Origin of the sequence: Chromohalobacter nigrandesensis (genome assembly GCF_023061285.1) — a bacterium.
GTDB lineage: Bacteria > Pseudomonadota > Gammaproteobacteria > Pseudomonadales > Halomonadaceae > Chromohalobacter > Chromohalobacter nigrandesensis.
In genome coordinates, this window is the sequence record NZ_JAKGAM010000004.1 from 102181 (window position 1) to 119274 (window position 17094).

A 17094-nucleotide genomic window follows, 5' to 3' on the forward strand; every position below is an offset into this window, starting at 1 on the left:
TGAGGATGAGATACGTCATGAGAAGTTTGCAGCGGTGGATGGGCGTGCTGTTGTTGTGTGGCCTCTGCGCCGCCCCCGCGCAGGCCGAGCGCATTCGTGACCTGGCGAGCTTTGCCGGAGTCCGCGAGAACCAGTTGGTGGGCTATGGTCTGGTCGTGGGGCTGGATGGCTCGGGCGACCAGACGACGCAGACGCCGTTCACGGGCCAGACGTTGATCAACATGCTCTCGCAGTTGGGCGTGACCATTCCCGAAGGGACCAACATGCAGTTGCGCAATGTGGCGGCGGTCATGGTCACGGCGCAGATGCCTCCCTTCGCGCGTCAGGGACAGGAGATGGATATCACCGTCTCCTCGATGGGTAACGCCGACAGCCTGCGTGGCGGTACGCTACTGATGACGCCGCTGCGTGGGGTGGATGGCAACGTCTACGCGATGGCACAGGGCAACTTGCTGGTCGGCGGCGTCGGTGCCCAGCAGGCCGGCAATAGTGTTCAGGTCAACCACACGGCGGCTGGGCGGATTCCCGGTGGGGCCACTGTCGAGCAGGAAGTGGCTCTGCGCCTGGGGCGCGGTGACGGCACGCTGGATCTTTACCTCAATGAGTCCGACTTTACTACGGCGCAGCGTGTGGTCGAGGCCATCAACCAAGACTTCGGTACACCAGTCGCGGCAGCGATGGATGGTCGCTTGATTCGCCTGAAATCGCCTAGTGACAGTAACTCGCGGGTCAATTTCATGGCGCGTATCCAGAACCTGGATGTCACACCCAACGAAGGCCCGGCCAAGGTCATCGTCAATTCGCGTACCGGTTCGGTGGTCCTCAACCGTGAGGTGACATTGGACCGCGCGGCGGTAGCGCACGGCAATCTCTCGGTGACCATCGATTCCACTCCTCAGGTCAGCCAGCCCAATCCTCTGGGTGAGGGCGAGACCGTGGTGGTGCCGGATGCGGATGTTTCCATCCAGCAAGAAGGCGGAGCGCTGCAAATGGTCAATACCAGCGCCGATCTCATGGATGTCGTCAATGCGCTCAATGCGCTGGGCGCCGATCCGCAGGATTTGATGTCGATTCTGCAGGCGCTGAAGTCGGCGGGCTCACTCAATGCAGAACTGGAGATCATTTGATGAGTGTCGATGGGCTCAGCAATCAGTTCGCACTCGATGTGCAGTCGTTGTCGCGGCTCAAGCATACGGCCAGTCAATCGCCCGAGAAGGGGCTCTCCCAGGCGGCGGATCAGTTCGAGGCGGTGTTCCTGCAGATGATGCTCAAGAGCATGCGCGACGCGATTCCGCAGTCCGATCTGCTCAACAGCAATGAGACCGATACCTATACCTCGATGCTCGACAAGCAATGGGCACAAAAGCTCTCGGGTGACGTTGGGCTCTCGGATATGTTGGTCGAGCAGTTGCAGGGGAGAGGCATTGTCGGCCGTGATGACGATGTCACGCGCAGCGATCTGATCGCCGGTATTCCGCGAGGCACGCCGCAGGTGCTGAGCGATCCGGTGGTTCCCAAGGATGATGCAGCTCCCAAGGATGACGCTGCGACGCAGGCATCCGGCGCGTCGTCTTCACCGTCAGCGTCGTCGGAAGTGGCGGAAAATAGTGAGGCACGGTCGCCGGCGTCTGAAGTCGACACTGGCGAGACACGCACGGCGCCGCATGTCGAGGAATTCGTGTCACGCTTGCGTGAGCCTGCCGAGGTGGCTGCCCAGGATAGTGGCGTGCCTTCGTCATTGATTCTGGCGCAAGCGGCATTGGAAACCGGCTGGGGCGAGCGCGAGATCCCCACCCGCGATGGTGGCAATAGCCATAATCTCTTCGGTATCAAGGCCAGCGATGGCTGGGACGGTGATGCCACTAGCATCATGACCACGGAGTATGTCGACGGGCGTGCTCGTCAGCAAAGCGATGAGTTCCGTGTCTACGACTCCTTCGAGGCTGCGTTCAAGGACTACGCCCAATTGATCGGTAACAACCCGCGTTACGAGGGCGTGGTCACCGCATCGACACCTGAGAACGCGGCGCGCGCCTTGCAGTCCGGCGGCTATGCCACCGATCCGAACTATGCCGATAAGGTGATCGATGTCATGGCGCAGATCGATGACGGTTCCGTGAGTGGCCCGGCGTTGGCCAGTGCCGCCGAGCGTTCTGGCACAGGTGCAGACGCTGACAATGCCGACCCCTATGGTGTGTCGCGTATGCCCACGGGCATTTTCTGAGCGTCTGTATGGATTTTTCCTCAAGTCGTGCGTGGGCTTGCCGATACAACAAGTAATCACTATTCGTCGTGCCGGCTACCCTTGGTAGCGCCCCGGTACCCCTAGCCAGGAAAACGTGTCATGAGCATTTTCTCGATCGGCCTGAGTGGCCTCAGTGCGGCCCAGACAGCGTTGTCGACCACCAGTAATAACCTGAGCAACGTCAACACCGAGGGCTACAATCGCCAGTTGCCGATTCTCGGGGAAAGTTACAGCGACGGTTCGACGGGCACCGGGGTCTCGGTCGACGAGGTACAGCGCCAGTTCAATAGCTACGTCACCGAGCAGTATAACGACGCCAACAGTCAGACAAGCGCCCTGGAGAGCTATCAGAGCCAGGTTTCGCAGATCGATAACCTGCTGGCCGATAGCGATGCGGGGCTGGCGCCCCTGATGCAGGACTTCTTCTCCAGCCTGGACGATCTTTCCGGTGCAGCATCCGATCCCGCCGCCCGCGAAGGGGTGCTGGGCTCGGCGTCGTCCATGGCGGCGCAGTTTCGTTCGTTCGATTCTTACCTGGGCGACATGCGCAGCAGCCTCAACGGTCAGCTCGAAGGGACGGTGACGGATATCAATAACACTGCCACGCAGATCGCCTCGCTCAACGACCAGATCACCCAGGCGCGCGCCAAATCCGGTGGTGAAGAACCCAACACATTGCTCAACAAGCGCGACAAGCTGGTGTCAGACCTCAATGGATTGGTAGGCGCGGACCTGAACGTTCAGGATGGCGATACCTACAACATCAATCTGGAAAATGGCCAGCCGCTGGTCTCGGGCACGAATAGCTATGACCTTGAAGCGGTGTCTTCCAGCGAAGATCCATCGCGTACGGTGATCGGGTATCGCGATGCCGGCGGGAATCTGAACGAGATCGATGACGGCGCCTTCGAGAACGGTGAACTGGGCGGCTTGCTGTCGTTTCGTAGCGAGACGCTGGACAGTGTGCAGAACCAGCTCGGCCGCATGACGGCGGTGCTGGGATCGGAATTCAACGCCGTGCATGAGCAGGGCGTCGATCTCAATGGTGACGATGGCGAGGCCTTCTTCAATGTTGGCTCGCCGCGGGTACTAAGCAATAGCGAGAATGACGGCGACGGTGCGATCACCGCTGAATACAGCAACGTCAACGAGCTGACCTCGAGCGATTATCGTATTACTTATGCGGAGGGGGAGTATCAAGCCGAGAAATTATCGGACGGCACGACTACTACCTTGACCCCAAATGGTGACGGCGATGTCGAGTTTGACGGTATGACCTTGAATATCTCCGGCACTGCGCAGGAAGGCGATAGCTTTATGCTGCAGCCGACACGGACCGCCTCGCAGGACTTCGAGGTCGCGATTAGCGAAGGCGCGGAGATCGCTGCTGCCAGTCAGGAGGGGGGAAGTGGCAACAATGAAAACGCCCTGGCGCTGCTCGACTTGCAGAGCGAGAAGATCGTCGGCGGGACATCGTCGGTCAGCGACGCCTACGCTTCCCTGGTCAATGACGTGGGCAATACCACCAACATCACGCAGGTCAATCTGGACGCGCAATCCGGACTCACCGAGCAACTGCGCGAGTATCAGCAGTCCGAGTCGGGCGTGAACCTGGATGAAGAGTACGCCAATCTGGTCCGTTATCAGCAGTATTACCAGGCCAATGCACGGGTCATCGACGTGGGTTCCCAGGTCCTCGATTCGGTTCTGCAGTTGCGTTGATGTTGTGGGCTGAGCGCCGCGTAACGCCATGACGGTTGGCGAAGGCAGGGTGCTCGAAGACAAGATTCCCGAAGACAATACGACGCTGGGTAAACGCAGCGTGGTGACGAGGTAAGCAAAGATGCGTATCAGCACCGTAACGATGTACGAGCAAGGCGTTTCGGCGATGAACCGCCAGCAGGCCGATTTCACCGAGGTCGGTCAGCAGATCGCTTCCGGCAAGCGTGTGGTGAATCCTTCCGATGCCCCGCGCGACGCCTCGCGCGCGGTGGGTGTATCGCAGTCTTTGGCCGTCAATGCGCAGCAAGAAAGCAGCCGGACGACCGCGCGTAACTCTCTTGGTCAGGAGGAAAGCGTCCTCAACAGCGTCAGCGATGCCATCGGGTCGGCCAAGTCCATGGTCGTGCAAGCCGGTAACGGTACCTTGAGCGATGCCGACCGCGAGTCGCTGGCGTCCGATCTCGAGGGTACCTATGAAACGCTGGTGGGGCTGGGTAACACCACCGATGGCAATGGCACCTACTTGTTCAGCGGTTATCAGGATAACGCCAAAGCCTTCTCGCGCACCGATGACGGCGATGGTGTCGATACCATCAGTTATGAAGGCGACCAGGGCGTCAAGCAGCAGAAGGTCGATGCCGAGCGCTCGATGAACACCAGCGATACGGGTTCCGACGTGTTCATGAAATTCTCGTCGGGCAGTGAATATATCGCCGAAGCCGGTGAGGGCAATACGGGAAGCATGACCTTCTCGGGCCCGGATGTTCGTGATGCCGCTGCCGACGGTTACGGTGATGCGTACGAGATCTCGTTCGCGGAAAATGGCGACGGTGATCTCGAATATACCGTTACCAACACCAACAGTGGTGATGACGTGGCAACGGCTGAGTACACCGACGGTGAAACTATCGAATTCGGCGGTGTGGCGCTGACGCTGGAAGGCGAGCCGGCAGACGGTGATTCCTTGAACGTCACGCCGGGTGGCGATATGAATGAGGAGCAGGCCAGCCTGTTCAAGACCATCGGCGATACCATCAATGCCCTGCGTCAGCCCGTCGAGACCGATGCCGATCAAGCAGCGCTGGACAACACTCTGTCTACCGCGAGCCGCAAGTTGGATGCCTCGCTGGATAACGTGCTGACCACACGGGCCTCGGTCGGCGCACGCATGAATGAACTGGACGCCCTGGACGATGTCGGCGGCAACCGCGAGATTGCCTACGAGCAGACACGCTCCGATCTGGTCGATGTGGATTACAACTCGGCGATTTCCGACTATATGCTCAGCCAGGTGGGGCTGCAGGCATCACAGAAATCGTTCGCCGATATTCAGCAGATGTCCCTGTTCCAGTATCTCAACTAGGCTGGGGTCATGTAAGCACCTGCCGCACGCCATAGAGCACGCCATAGAGTATGCGCAAGCAAAACGCCACGTCCGCAAGGACGTGGCGTTTTACGTTCAGCCGGAAGGGCAGAACCCAGGCGTTCATCGTCTAGCCGCCCGCCAAGCGCTGCACCACTTCCTGCATGGTATTCAGGCTATCGGTGAAGATGATCTCAAGAAAGCGCAGCAGGTCCGGCATCAGCGTCATCAGCAGCGCTAGGCCGGTGGTCAGGGTCATGGGGAAGCCTATCGAGAAGATCGACAACTGCGGCGAGGCACGGTTGAGCACACCCAGTGTCAGGTTGATGGTCAGTAGCGAGACGATCAAGGGCAATGCCAGCAGCACGCCGGATTTGAAGATTTCTCCTCCCCAGTAGGCGATGAGTTCGCCGGCGCTGCCGTCCACTCTGGGGCCGCCGATCGGCAGGGTCTGGAAGGAATTGGCGAGTATCTCCAGGGTCATCAAATGCCCGTTGAGCGCCAGGAACATGAGCAGGGTGGTCATTTGAAAAATGCGCGACAGCACCATGCTGTTGCCCACGCCCGGCGTGAAGAAGGTGGCAAACGCCAGCCCCATTTGCAGGCCGATGAATTCGCCGGCGGCCTGTACGATCGCGATGGTGACGCGCAGGACCATTCCCATGGCGATCCCGATCAGCATTTCCTGTATGAGAATGCCGAGCGCCGCCACCGAGAACATCGGCGTGTCGGGCATGGGCGGCAGCGTCGGTGCGATGACCACTGCCAGCAGTGCTCCCAGTACGATCGACACCTGGCGCGGTACGCCGTGCTGGTTCCATATCGGTGTCGCCGCGAGGAAAGCCAGGATGCGCACGAACGGCCAAAAGAATAGCGTCAGCCACCCATGCAATTGGTCGAACGTTACCTCAACCATGGATGTCTAGCTGACCATCGTGGGTAGGTTCTGAAACAGCTCGCGGGTAAAGTCGACAATGACTTGGATCAGCCATGGGCCTGCCACGACCAAGGCGCCGAAAACGCCCAGTATCTTGGGGATGAAGGTCAACGTCATCTCGTTGATCTGCGTGGCCGCTTGAAACAAGCTGACCAGCAGGCCGATCAGCAAGGCCGTCATCAGTAGGGGACCGGCGAGCATGAGGGTGACCTTCATGCCTCGGTAAGCCAATCCCATGACCATTTCGGGTGTCATGGCAGCGTCTCCTCAATCTCGGTGGCAGGGGCGTCGTCGGTGTGCGCTCATGCCGTGTCTACCTACATATAGAAGCTTTCGGCCAGCGAACCGATGAGCAAATTCCAGCCGTCGACGAGCACGAATAGCATGAGCTTGAAGGGCAGGGAAATCGTCGCCGGGGGCACCATCATCATCCCCAGTGCCATCAGCACACTGGCAACCACCAGATCGATGATCAGAAACGGAATGAAGATACTGAAGCCGATCTGAAAGGCGGTCTTGAGTTCGCTGGTCATGAACGCGGGTACCAGCAGGCGCATAGGCACGTCCTCGGGGCCCTGCATTTCCTCGGCGTCGGCCATGCGCGCGAAGAGTGCCAGGTCGGTTTCACGCGTCTGGGCGAACATGAACTCGCGAAAAGGCTGACTGCCTTGCTCCATGGCCTGCTCGAGGCTGATCTGATCCTCAGAGAAAGGCACCCACGCCTGCTCATGCACGCGGTCGATCACCGGCGACATGATGAAAAACGTCATGAACAACGCTAGGCCCAGCAAGACCTGGTTGGGCGGCGTCGACTGGGTGCCGATGGCCGTGCGCAGCAGGCTCAACACGATGATGATGCGGGTAAAGCAGGTCATGCCCAGGAGCAGTGCGGGCAAGAAGGCCAGCGAGCTGAGAAACAGCAGCGTCTGCAGGCTCAACGACCATTGCTGACCGCCGTCTCCTGTGGGCTCGGTGACAATGCCCGGGATCTCCTGCCCCCAGCCCAGCGCGGGCCAGGCTAGCAGCAGTAGCGCCAGTCCACGACGCAGCATGACGGCGACGTCTATCCGATTGAGGATGGCGGCGACATTCATCGATCGGCTTCCTTGTCCGCAGTAGCGCCGTCCTGAGATCGCGAGGTAGACGGAGTCGGCGATTTACGCCCCATATTCTGCGCCAGCGCCTGGCGAAAGCGTTGTGCGAAGCTGCCGCTAAGGGGGGACGGGGACGCTGGCGTCGGTGCGTCGCTGGCCTCGGCGGCCGGCATATCCTTGAGCAGGGTGACCTGGTTGCCGCCGACGCCGAGCACCAGCCAGCGTCCGTCGATCTCGACGACGGTCACGCGCTCGCGTTGGCCGATGGCGGTGTTGGACACCACCTTGACGTGCTGGGACGCGCGCAGTCGCCCCGGTGTCAGTCGGCGCAGCAGCCAGGCACACAGCAATATAATGGCGACGATCAACGCCAGGGAGAGGGCGGTCTTGCCTACCCAGGCCATCCCTATTGCGGCGTCACCGCCACTGTCGAGCGAGACGGCCGCCTCGCGTGCGCTGTCGGCGACACTCATTTATTCAGCTTTTTGACGCGTTCCGAGGGAGTGATGATCTCGGTGATGCGGATGCCGTACTTGTCATCCACGACCACGACTTCTCCCTGCGCGATCAGGTAGCTGTTGATGAGAATATCCATGGGTTCGCCGGCCAGGCCATCCAGTTCGATCACCGAGCCTTGGGCAAGCTCGAGTAGCTGCTTGATGGTGATGCGTGTGCGCCCCAGTTCAACGCTGAGTTTGACCGGGATATCCATGATCATCTCGAGATCGCGCGGCGTCGTGCCGGCGGCGCCCTCGTCGAGCTGCTTGAACACTTCGTGGTCGGCGTTTTTCGCCCGTGATGCGTTTTCGCCCGACGTGATGTCGGCGCTTTCTTCCTCGGTCGACTGCTGCTCGGCCATTGCCGCCGCCCACAGGTCTTCTTCCGCGTCGGCAGTGTTCTCATCGGCGTCCTTGGACGTACCGGTGTCCTCGGTCGCGTCGGCAGTGTTCTCATCGGCGTCCTTGGACGTACCGGCGTCCTCGGTCGCGTCGGTATCTTCGGACGCGTCGCGGTCCTTGGACGCATCTTGCTCTGCCATGGCCTCGGCCCACTCGTCCTCGGTGCCTTTCTGATCGGGGTTCTTGGAATCAGTCATCTTTCGGATCCTTCGCTGCAACTTGGCTCGAGCCGTGTTCGATGAGGTGCCGGACGCGCAACGCGCGTTGGAATTTCTGGCTGCCGTAATCGCATGTCATCACGGGAATGCCATCGACGCTGACACTCACCGTCTCGGGTAATTCGATGGGGATGATGTCGCCCACCGATAGCTGGGTGACATCCCGCAGACGCAAGGGAATGTCGACGAAACCAGCGGTTAGCTCCACGTCCGAGTGGCGGATCTCTTGAGCCATGCGCGCTTCCCACTGCTGCTCCTCGTCGGGATGCGTGTCGTGCAGCGGGCTGGCAAGCGTGTCGCGGATCGGCTCGATCATCGAGTAAGGAATGCAGATATTGAACTCGCTGGAAAGATTGCCGACCTCGACGTGGAAGGTGGTGTTGACGACGATCTCGTTGGGCGAGTTGGTGATGTTGGCGAACTTCACCTGCAGTTCCGAGCGTGTGTATTCGATATCCAGTGGATAGACCGATTTCCACGATTCGCTGTAGCCGTCCAGCGCCAGTTTGAGCATGCGGTGGATGATGCGCTGTTCGGTGCGCGTGAACTCACGCCCCTCGGATTTGGTGAGGAAGCGCCCGTCACCACCGAACAAGTTGTCGACCACCATGAAGACCAGGCTGGGCGGAAATACCACCAGCGCCGAGCCACGCAATGGTTTCATGGTGATCAGGTTGAGGTTGGTGGGCACCGGCAGGTTGCGCGAGAATTCGCTATAGCTTTGATAGCGAACGCTTTCCACCGTGATGTCGGCGCTACGCCGCATCAGGTTGAAAAGCGCCACGCGGAACTGACGGGCAAAGCGTTCGTTGATGATATCCAGCGCATGGAGCCGCTCGCGTATGATGCGATGCTGCTTGGCGGGATCGAACGGACGCACCTTCCCCTCGCGCGAAGTATTGTCTTCCTTCGCGCTATCCTCGTTACCGCTCACGCCCTTTAGGAGCGCGTCGACCTCTTCCTGCGAGAGCAGATCGTCTTGGGACATGTCGTCTTATTGCACAATGAATTCGGAAAATAGTACGCCGGTGATGTCCAGAGTCGGCTGCGGCTCGGCCAACGGTTCGTCGAACAGCTCCAGAATCTGATTGGCAAGGCGTTGCTTGCCCTTGGGTTCGACGAGAGCCCCGACCTCTTGGTCGGAAAGCAGCATCAGCAAGCGACTGCGTACCTCCGGCATGTATTGCTCGAGGATTTCTTTCGTCTTGTCGTCACCCACCTTCAAGGAGAGCCCGACATAGAGCAGACGCTCTCTGTATTCGTCGTCCTGCAAGTTGACCGTGAACGGTTCGATCTCGACGAAAATCGGGTCCGGCGCTTCCTCGGGTTCGCTCTGCTCCTCGTCGGCCGATGCCTCCTGCTGCGAGTCCATGAGCAGGTAAACGCCAATGGAACTGCCGACCGAGAACAGGACGATCAGCAGTCCTATCAGCCATAGAGACTTGCCGCGCTTGTTGGGTTTGGCCATCGTTTATGTCATTCGCTTCGACGTAGATGAGTGGGCCGAGTATGGCGATAGAAAGCGCTATTCGATTGCTCGAATAGAAAGCTTCACGCATGCCACTTCGGGCTTTGTCGAGACGTTTATTGTGGACGTCTCTCAAGTGTTATCGGCAGCGAGGGCTAGGCATAAAGGTTAATGCCCGAAGACGCGACATATTGCAGTGGCGTTTCGCTTAGACTCGGCATATCAGCGTTCGCGTCACCGGTAGCGAAAAGCCCACCTTGGGCGTCACCGCGAGAGCCGGGTTGGCCTTGTTGCTCGCCGGATTGCTGCTGGAATTGATCCTGTTCACCGACGGAGGTCTCGCCGAGGGCGATGCCGCTATCGGCCAGGGCCTCACGTAGCTGCGGAATGGCCGCTTCCAGCGCATGGCGCACCGCGCCATGCGGCGAGAAGAACTGCAGGTTGGCTTGCTGCTGGTCGTTCATCTTGAGCGAGACGTTCATCGGCCCGAGCTCGGCGGGGTGCAGCCGCAATTCGACTTGCTGGTCACCGCGCTGTGCCATGCGCACGACCTGCTGTCCCAGCGACTGCCCCCATTCGGCCATGCCGACCTGGGGCGTGAGTGTCGCGGTGGCGGATGCGCCAGCGGCGCTGGCCGCAGCACTGGCATTGGCGGCGGTGCCGGCGGTGGCGTTACCGGAGGCGGCATTGTGGCCCAGATTGGTGAACAGCGATGAGTCGCTGCCTTGGCGTTCCAGGCTCTGCTGGCCGGTCAGCGTGTCGCCACGCTGTGTGTCGGCCACAGCTTGTGCCTGTTGGACCAGGGTGGCACCGAAGGCCGCCGTCGGGGAGACCTGGCCATTGCCTTGTGATGACTGCCCCGTGGCGCTCTGTGCATTCTGCATCAGTTGGGCGAGGGACTGTGTGTCCTGGCCTTTACCTGTGTTCGACGCGGCATTGGTAAGCTGGGCCATGAAGTCCTGTCGTGAGAGAGTATCGCCCGCGCTGTCCTGCATACCGCTGGAGGATTGCGTGCCGCTTGAGGATTGCATGCCGCTTGAGGATTGCTGAATGAGCAGCATGCGTTGTTGGATGTCGTTGAGCGAAAGTTCGCCACTTTGGCTGCCGAGTGCACCGCCGGCTCCTCCCTGAGCTTGCGCGGTGCCCTTGGCATTGGCTGCGGCATTCGTCGGTAGCTGCGCGGCGAGTAACGCCGCCAGAGCGTCGGTGGAGAGTTCCGAATCGCCTTGTGACGCATCACCGCCCATCGCTTGTTGTATTTCCGCCAGGCGTTGAGTGAGGGCGTCGAACTGATCGGCGTCGCCGCTTTCGAGCCAGTCGCTGAGCAGCTTGGCGTCATCGCTGTCTTGCATCAACTCGTTGAGCGCCGCGACGAGGCCGCTACCGTCCTGGCTCGGAGTGTCCTTGGACAGCAAGGCGGTGCTGGCATCGCTCTTGGCATCCGAGCCGCTGCGGGCCTTGCCCAGGAGGCTCGCGAACGGCGAGGCGCTGTCGTCGACATTTCTACCGCCACGCGTCTCGCCCGCGTTGCCGAGGTTGGTCGCGGAGGCTTGTTGACTGCCTTGAAGGTTGGTGAGCAGGGCAATATCCATGAGCATGCCTCGTCAAAAGCGGTTATTGGAATGTGTCGTGTTCGTCGAGGTGGTATCGAGGCCACGGTCGTTTTCCTGCTGGCGCGACATGCGCGCCGACATCTCATCGAAGAGCTGCTGCTCACGCCGCGTGGCGCGTTTCTGCTCGACCTGTTCACGGCGTGACACCAGCGTATCGTAAGTATTGAGCTTGCGCCGCTCGCCTTGCCATGCTTGTTGCTGGCGATCGAGCTGGCGCTGCTGGTCGTTGAGCACCTTACGCTGGCTGGCGATGGCCTGATCGAGTGAAGTCAGAAATTGTTGGTAATTGTGCCAGTTGGCGGGCTCGATGCCCTTTTCCATGCTCTTGTCGAGACGCTGACGGTACTCGTGCCGATAGTTCAAGAGCTGGTCCAGGCGCTGTTGCGTTTCCTGCAGGCTGCGCCGGGAATGCCCCACCGACTGCGCCGCCTGATCGCAGGTTTCCTGCGCCAGTTCCTTGAGTGTGGTAAGCGGTGAGCGTGCGTTCATGAGAACTCCTTACCGCAATGCAGAGTGAATGACATCAACGCGTCTCCGGGAATAGCGATGCCAAGGCATCCAGGGTCGTGGTGACATCGGCTTGTTCGTAGATTCCCTGCTGGAGGAAACCCTCGAGGCGCGGATAAAGGGTGACGGCGCGGTCGAGCTGCGGGTCGTGCCCCGCGGCGTAAGCGCCGACGCTGATCAGGTCACGATTGCGTTGATAACGCGAAAAAAGCTGCTTGAAGCGTTGTGCCCGGCGCTGGTGGGCGCCCTCGGTGATCTCGGTCATCGCGCGGCTGATCGACGCTTCGATATCGATGGCGGGGTAGTGCCCGCTTTCTGCCAGGTCCCGCGAAAGCACGACGTGGCCATCGAGGATGGCGCGTGCGGCATCGGCGATGGGGTCCTGCTGGTCGTCGCCCTCGGTCAGCACGGTATAAAAGGCGGTGATCGAGCCGCCACCGGGTTTGCCGTTACCGGCGCGTTCGACGAGCCCTGGCAGGCGTGCGAAGACGGACGGCGGATAGCCCTTGGTCGCGGGCGGCTCGCCGACGGCCAGGGCGATCTCGCGCATGGCCATGGCGTAGCGTGTCAGGGAGTCCATGATCAACAGGACGTTACGTCCTTCGTCACGGAAGCCTTCGGCGATGCGCGTGGCATAGGCGGCACCTTGCAGACGCTGCAACGGCGAGACATCGGCGGGCGCGGCGACGACCACGGCGCGCTCGCGCCCCTCGGCACCGAGGATATTCTCGATGAAGTCCTTGACCTCGCGGCCACGCTCGCCGATCAGTCCGACGACGATGACATCGGCCTGGGTGTAGCGTGACATCATGCCTAGCAAGACACTCTTGCCGACCCCTGAGCCGGCGAAAAGCCCCATACGCTGGCCACGCCCGACGCTCAACAAGCCATTGATGGCGCGAATGCCGACATCGATGACGGACTCGATGGGAGCGCGGTCGAGTGGGTTGATGGGGGGCGTGCTCAGGGGCGCATGGGGAGCGTGTTCCAGCGAGCCTTTGCCGTCGAGGGCGCGGCCGTTGCCGTCCAGCACGCGTCCGAGGAGTGCATCGCCGAGCGGGAAGCGGCGTGCGCTGGCAGCATCGCGCTGGTTGTTGCCCAGCATCAGTATGCGCGCTCCCGGCACCAGGCCTTGAGTGTCGCCAAGCGGCATGAGAAACAGTCGATCGCCGGCAAAGCCTACGACTTCGGCTTCGGCATAGTCGGTATGCCCATGCTGAGCGAGTTCCACCAGGCAAGCACTGCCCAGGGGCAGGCGCAGCCCCGTCGCTTCGAGTACCAGGCCGGTGGCACGTACGACCTTGCCGTGGGGGCGGCGTGAATCCAGCCCCTCGATACGCTGCGTGACCTTGCCCAAGGCACGCTGCCAATGGGCGCCATGAGAGGTCACGTTGTGTGCGTCGGCAAGGTGCGTTTCAGTCATCACCGGCCTCCTGCTGGCCCGTTGCCGGGGAGGGCGCGACATGGCGCTGACGACGCTGGTTCAACGCGGCCTGCCAGCGGGTCTCGAGCGTGGCGTCGAGTCCGCCGGTGGCGCTCTCGGCACGACAACCGCCGCGTTGCAGCGTGGCGTCTTCATGTAGCGTCCACTGGGCGGTTTCGAGCTCGTTGCCCACGTGCTCGTTGACCAGGGCCAAGTCGTCGGGGTGCAGCCACACTTGGCAGGGGCCATCGAGCACGGGCTCTTCGTGGAGTAGTTGACGGACGAGCGTCACGACATGCTCGGGTGTGGCGTCGAGTGCTTCGTCGGCGAGGTGCTTGCCGGTCAGCATGGCCAACTCGACGAGTTGGTCGGCGAGTTGGGTGTCGATCGTATCCAGTGCGGTGCGGAACTCGCCGGCCAGTTGGCCGAGTGGGGCGAGGGCGGCGTCGAGCTGGCGTTTGGCTTCCTGTTCGCCGGCTTCGCGGCCTTCCTGGAGGCCTTGTTCATAGCCGGCCTGACGACCTTCTTCGAAGCCGGCATCATAGCCTTCGCGATAGGCGCTCTCGCGGGTCTTGTCGTGCAGCGCCTGACGCTCTTCGATGAGGCGCTGACGCTGCTGTCGCCGGCGTTGTTCGAAGCGTTGCGCACGATCGAACTGATCGCCGCCATCGCCACGCGGCAACTCCTCCATGTGCCAGGGGCGCCAGCGTTGGTCGTCCGGCGTATGAATGACGTCGTCGGATAGCGGCTTGTCAGACATAACTGTCGTCCCCTCCGCTGAGTACTATTTCGCCGTTGTCGGCCAGGCGTCGTACCACCTGCAGGATTGCTTTTTGCTCGGTCTCGACCTGGGAAACGCGTACCGGGCCGCGTGCTTCGAGGTCTTCGCGCATCAGCGCGGCTGCGCGTTGCGACATGTTCTGGGTGATCTTGTCGATCAGCGCTTCTTGAGCACCCTTGAGGGCCACCACCAGCGAGTTGGTGTCGACTTCCTTGAGGATGAGCTGGATGCCACGATCGTCGATGTCGAGGATGTTCTCGAACAGGAACATCTCGTCGATGATGCGCTGCGCGAGGTCGTCGTTGTGAGCCCGGACGGCGTCGATGACGACTTCTTCCTGCGACGAGTTCATCAGGTTGAGGATCTCGGCCGCCGTTCTCACGCCGCCCATCTTGCTGCGCTTGACGTTCTGGCCGTCGAGCATGCTGCCGAGCACTTCGGTGAGTTCCTGCAATGCCGCCGGCTGAACGCCGTTGAAGGTGGCGATACGCAGCACGACGTCGTTGCGCAGCTTGTCGTCGAGCTGCTCGAGTACATCGGCGGCCAGGTTGCGATCCAGGTGGATGACGATGGTAGCGATGATCTGCGGGTGCTCGTCGCGGATCAGCTCGGAGACGGTGGTGCTTTCCATCAAGTTCAGCGCGTCGATGCCCGAGGCGGAGCCGGTCGTCTCGAGGATGTCCTCGATCAGGCTGTTGGCGCGCTCGCTGCCCAGCGCCTTGGTGAGCACGGTGCGAATGTGCTCGCTGCTGTGCAGGTTGACGGCAGAGAACTGCTCCACTTCATCGTGGAACTCGCTCAGCGCTTCTTCCATCTCCTCGTGCGAGATCTGGCTCAAGGAGGCCATCTCCAGGCTGATTTCCTGGACCTCCTTGTTGTTCAAGTACTTGAATACCTCGGCGGCGCTGTCCTCGTCCAACGAGAGCAGCAGAATTGCGCTTCGGCGAGCGCCACTCATCTTACTCATGGGAATCCATCCACCCTCTGACGATCATGGCGACGAGACGCGGGTCTTCCTGAGCCATCTCACGTACGTCACGGAGATTTTGTTCGTAGCCGGCCGAACGCCGCTCGCGACGTTTCTGGACCGGCACCTGCGGTTCTTCTTCGGGGCCTGCTGTCTCGGCTTGAGTCGTTGCGTAGGCGTCGGCACCACCGCCCGCACCGGCACCTGTGGCCGCACCTGCGGTCGCACCGGCAGGGCTCGGCGTGGCCGGCGTAAAGGCAGGCCGGTCGGTCTGGCGCTGAATCAGTGGGCGCAGCACCTTGAACCACAAGAACAGGGCGACCAGCGCGATCAGCAGATATTTACCCAGCGTGGCGGCCAGTGACCACATCATCGGAGACTCCCACCATTGCGGCTCGGCCGGTTCCTCGGTGGTGTCGTTGAAGGGCGAATTGACGACCTCTAGCTGATCGCCACGTGCTGCCGAGAAGCCCATGGCCTGCTGCACGAGGCTGCGGATGCTGGCGATTTCGTCATCATCCAAGGGCACTTGCGTCGGGTTGCCGTCTTCGTCGACGCCGTCGCGGTAATTGACCACGATGGCGGCATTGAGACGCTCGATGGCACCTGTCTGGTGCTGAACGTGCTCGACCTCATGATCGACTTCGTAGTTGATGGTGTTGTCGTGGCTGGTACGCCCCTGGGCGGCGTTTTCCTGATCTGCGACGTCTTCGTCACCTTCGGCCTGTGCGTCATCACCTTGAGCGTCGTCGTCTTCGCCATCATCGCCTTCCTGCGGCGCGTTGATGGGGGACGCTGCAGCACCGGGCGGTTGGTTGCTCAAGGCGCCGGGAATCCCCATGGCCAGGTCGGCATCGCCGCTGTAGCTGATGCTCGATTGCTCGCTGCGCACGGCGGCTTCATTGGGCGCCTGGTTGGGGGAGTAGGTTTCGCTGGTGCCTTCGCGCTTGGAGAAGTCGAGCTGAGCGGAGACCTCAGCCTTGACGTTATCCGCGCCGAGGATGGGGGCCAGGATCGACTCGATGCGTTCGGCATAGTTGCGCTCGACGCGGGATACGTAATCCAGTTGTGTGCCGCTGAGTGCGTCGTTGCCATCGCTGGCAGGGGAGAGCAGGCGACCTGCTTGATCGACGATGGATACATCACCGGTCGCCAGCTCGGAAACGCTGCTCGAGACCAGATGCATGATGGCTTGCACCTGGCCTTCGCCGAGAACGCGGCCGCGCTGTAGATCGAGCATGACGGAGGCACTGGCAGGCTCGCTTTCGCGCACGAATACCGAAGGCTTGGCCATGGCGAGGTGAATGCGAGCATGGGAGACTGGACCAAGGTCTTCGATGGTACGCGCGAGTTCGCCCTCGAGCGCGCGCTGGTAGTTAACGTGTTCGGCGAACTGGCTGATACCGAACGACTGCTCGTCCATCAGCTCGTAGCCCACGCCGGAGGCTTCCGGCAGGCCTTGTTCGGCGAGCTGCATACGCAGCTTGTTGACCCTGTCGGCGGGCACCAGCAGCGCCTGGCCGTTCTCGCTGAACTCGTAGGGCACGCCCATGGTGTCGAGCTCTGCGACGATCTTGCCGCCATCTTCCTGGGTGAGCGTCGAATAAAGCACGCGGTAATCGGGCGAGCTTGCCCACATCAACAGCGCTGCGATGACCGCGACGGACGCGGCGGCGGCGATAATCAGCGGTACGCGCGGGTTACTGCGCAGTCGGTCGACAAACGATTGGGCGTTGCCCGAGGCGGCGTTGCCTTGACGTTGTCCTGACGTACCTTGATTGGCCTCGGTCGAGGAGGATGCTGCTGTGCTCATGTCATCCTCCGGCAACGCCGGGGTAGGCACTGAAAAGGTCCAGC

At 61.2% G+C, this 17094-nt stretch carries 17 protein-coding genes; 4 read left to right on the plus strand and 13 right to left on the minus strand.

Going from position 1 to position 17094, the window contains the following annotated elements; genetic code table 11:
- Nucleotides 1-17: 17 nt before the first annotated feature.
- The 4 genes from L1073_RS07280 (at nucleotide 18) to flgL (ending at nucleotide 5330) form a co-directional block, all read left to right on the plus strand.
- Nucleotides 18-1127, plus strand: a complete 1110-nt coding sequence (locus L1073_RS07280) for a flagellar basal body P-ring protein FlgI (protein ID WP_246898012.1) — start codon at nucleotides 18-20, stop codon at nucleotides 1125-1127.
- Nucleotides 1127-2224, plus strand: coding sequence for a flagellar assembly peptidoglycan hydrolase FlgJ (gene flgJ / locus L1073_RS07285; protein ID WP_246898014.1), 1098 nt, complete (start codon nucleotides 1127-1129; stop codon nucleotides 2222-2224). Before L1073_RS07280 ends, flgJ begins: the two co-directional genes overlap by 1 nt.
- Nucleotides 2225-2344: 120 nt before the next feature.
- Nucleotides 2345-3967, plus strand: a complete 1623-nt coding sequence (gene flgK, locus L1073_RS07290) for a flagellar hook-associated protein FlgK (RefSeq protein ID WP_246898015.1) — start codon at nucleotides 2345-2347, stop codon at nucleotides 3965-3967.
- 121 nt (nucleotides 3968-4088) lie between these two features.
- Nucleotides 4089-5330, plus strand: a complete 1242-nt coding sequence (gene flgL, locus L1073_RS07295) for a flagellar hook-associated protein FlgL (protein WP_246898017.1) — start codon at nucleotides 4089-4091, stop codon at nucleotides 5328-5330.
- Between the two features lie 130 nt (nucleotides 5331-5460).
- Here flgL and fliR read toward each other — a convergent pair whose 3' ends face one another.
- The 13 genes from fliR to fliF form a co-directional block, all read right to left on the minus strand.
- The gene (gene fliR / locus L1073_RS07300) at nucleotides 5461-6246 is read right to left on the minus strand and encodes a flagellar biosynthetic protein FliR (protein WP_246898018.1); all 786 of its coding nucleotides are present in this window, start codon (nucleotides 6244-6246) and stop codon (nucleotides 5461-5463) included.
- 6 nt (nucleotides 6247-6252) lie between these two features.
- Complete coding sequence (gene fliQ, locus L1073_RS07305) at nucleotides 6253-6522, minus strand: flagellar biosynthesis protein FliQ (protein WP_246898020.1); 270 nt, start codon at nucleotides 6520-6522, stop codon at nucleotides 6253-6255.
- A gap of 62 nt (nucleotides 6523-6584) precedes the next feature.
- Nucleotides 6585-7319 (minus strand): flagellar type III secretion system pore protein FliP, encoded by a 735-nt coding sequence (gene fliP / locus L1073_RS07310; protein WP_246898292.1) that lies wholly within the window; start codon nucleotides 7317-7319, stop codon nucleotides 6585-6587.
- Between the two features lie 38 nt (nucleotides 7320-7357).
- Entirely contained in the window at nucleotides 7358-7834 is a 477-nt protein-coding gene (fliO, locus tag L1073_RS07315; protein ID WP_246898022.1) for a flagellar biosynthetic protein FliO, read from the minus strand.
- Complete coding sequence (fliN, locus tag L1073_RS07320; RefSeq protein ID WP_246898023.1) at nucleotides 7831-8457, minus strand: flagellar motor switch protein FliN; 627 nt, start codon at nucleotides 8455-8457, stop codon at nucleotides 7831-7833. The genes fliO and fliN overlap by 4 nt, the downstream gene beginning before the upstream one ends.
- On the minus strand, nucleotides 8450-9466 hold the full coding sequence (gene fliM, locus L1073_RS07325) for a flagellar motor switch protein FliM (protein ID WP_246898025.1): 1017 nt from the start codon (nucleotides 9464-9466) through the stop codon (nucleotides 8450-8452). The genes fliN and fliM overlap by 8 nt, the downstream gene beginning before the upstream one ends.
- A 6-nt stretch (nucleotides 9467-9472) precedes the next feature.
- Nucleotides 9473-9946, minus strand: coding sequence for a flagellar basal body-associated protein FliL (gene fliL, locus L1073_RS07330; RefSeq protein ID WP_246898027.1), 474 nt, complete (start codon nucleotides 9944-9946; stop codon nucleotides 9473-9475).
- A 155-nt stretch (nucleotides 9947-10101) separates the two neighbouring features.
- Entirely contained in the window at nucleotides 10102-11538 is a 1437-nt protein-coding gene (locus tag L1073_RS07335; protein ID WP_246898029.1) for a flagellar hook-length control protein FliK, read from the minus strand.
- 12 nt (nucleotides 11539-11550) lie between these two features.
- A complete protein-coding gene (fliJ, locus tag L1073_RS07340; RefSeq protein ID WP_246898031.1) occupies nucleotides 11551-12048 on the minus strand; it encodes a flagellar export protein FliJ in 498 nt (165 codons plus the stop codon).
- Between the two features lie 34 nt (nucleotides 12049-12082).
- The gene (gene fliI, locus L1073_RS07345; RefSeq protein WP_246898033.1) at nucleotides 12083-13489 is read right to left on the minus strand and encodes a flagellar protein export ATPase FliI; all 1407 of its coding nucleotides are present in this window, start codon (nucleotides 13487-13489) and stop codon (nucleotides 12083-12085) included.
- Nucleotides 13482-14249, minus strand: coding sequence for a flagellar assembly protein FliH (locus L1073_RS07350; protein ID WP_246898034.1), 768 nt, complete (start codon nucleotides 14247-14249; stop codon nucleotides 13482-13484). The genes fliI and L1073_RS07350 overlap by 8 nt, the downstream gene beginning before the upstream one ends.
- Entirely contained in the window at nucleotides 14242-15237 is a 996-nt protein-coding gene (gene fliG / locus L1073_RS07355) for a flagellar motor switch protein FliG (RefSeq protein ID WP_246898036.1), read from the minus strand. The genes L1073_RS07350 and fliG overlap by 8 nt, the downstream gene beginning before the upstream one ends.
- Nucleotides 15230-17050, minus strand: a complete 1821-nt coding sequence (gene fliF / locus L1073_RS07360) for a flagellar basal-body MS-ring/collar protein FliF (protein WP_246898038.1) — start codon at nucleotides 17048-17050, stop codon at nucleotides 15230-15232. The genes fliG and fliF overlap by 8 nt, the downstream gene beginning before the upstream one ends.
- Between the last annotated feature and the right edge of the window lie 44 nt (nucleotides 17051-17094).

Bases quoted from the DNA above. Each gene is read 5' to 3' on its own strand.
- L1073_RS07280 (WP_246898012.1), top strand. From the start codon at position 18: ATGAGAAGTTTGCAGCGGTGGATGGGCGTGCTGTTGTTGTGTGGCCTC.
- flgJ (WP_246898014.1), top strand. From the start codon at position 1,127: ATGAGTGTCGATGGGCTCAGCAATCAGTTCGCACTCGATGTGCAGTCG.
- flgK (WP_246898015.1), top strand. From the start codon at position 2,345: ATGAGCATTTTCTCGATCGGCCTGAGTGGCCTCAGTGCGGCCCAGACA.
- flgL (WP_246898017.1), top strand. From the start codon at position 4,089: ATGCGTATCAGCACCGTAACGATGTACGAGCAAGGCGTTTCGGCGATG.
- fliR (WP_246898018.1), bottom strand. From the start codon at position 6,246: ATGGTTGAGGTAACGTTCGACCAATTGCATGGGTGGCTGACGCTATTC.
- fliQ (WP_246898020.1), bottom strand. From the start codon at position 6,522: ATGACACCCGAAATGGTCATGGGATTGGCTTACCGAGGCATGAAGGTC.
- fliP (WP_246898292.1), bottom strand. From the start codon at position 7,319: ATGCTGCGTCGTGGACTGGCGCTACTGCTGCTAGCCTGGCCCGCGCTG.
- fliO (WP_246898022.1), bottom strand. From the start codon at position 7,834: ATGAGTGTCGCCGACAGCGCACGCGAGGCGGCCGTCTCGCTCGACAGT.
- fliN (WP_246898023.1), bottom strand. From the start codon at position 8,457: ATGACTGATTCCAAGAACCCCGATCAGAAAGGCACCGAGGACGAGTGG.
- fliM (WP_246898025.1), bottom strand. From the start codon at position 9,466: ATGTCCCAAGACGATCTGCTCTCGCAGGAAGAGGTCGACGCGCTCCTA.
- fliL (WP_246898027.1), bottom strand. From the start codon at position 9,946: ATGGCCAAACCCAACAAGCGCGGCAAGTCTCTATGGCTGATAGGACTG.
- L1073_RS07335 (WP_246898029.1), bottom strand. From the start codon at position 11,538: ATGGATATTGCCCTGCTCACCAACCTTCAAGGCAGTCAACAAGCCTCC.
- fliJ (WP_246898031.1), bottom strand. From the start codon at position 12,048: ATGAACGCACGCTCACCGCTTACCACACTCAAGGAACTGGCGCAGGAA.
- fliI (WP_246898033.1), bottom strand. From the start codon at position 13,489: ATGACTGAAACGCACCTTGCCGACGCACACAACGTGACCTCTCATGGC.
- L1073_RS07350 (WP_246898034.1), bottom strand. From the start codon at position 14,249: ATGTCTGACAAGCCGCTATCCGACGACGTCATTCATACGCCGGACGAC.
- fliG (WP_246898036.1), bottom strand. From the start codon at position 15,237: ATGAGTAAGATGAGTGGCGCTCGCCGAAGCGCAATTCTGCTGCTCTCG.
- fliF (WP_246898038.1), bottom strand. From the start codon at position 17,050: ATGAGCACAGCAGCATCCTCCTCGACCGAGGCCAATCAAGGTACGTCA.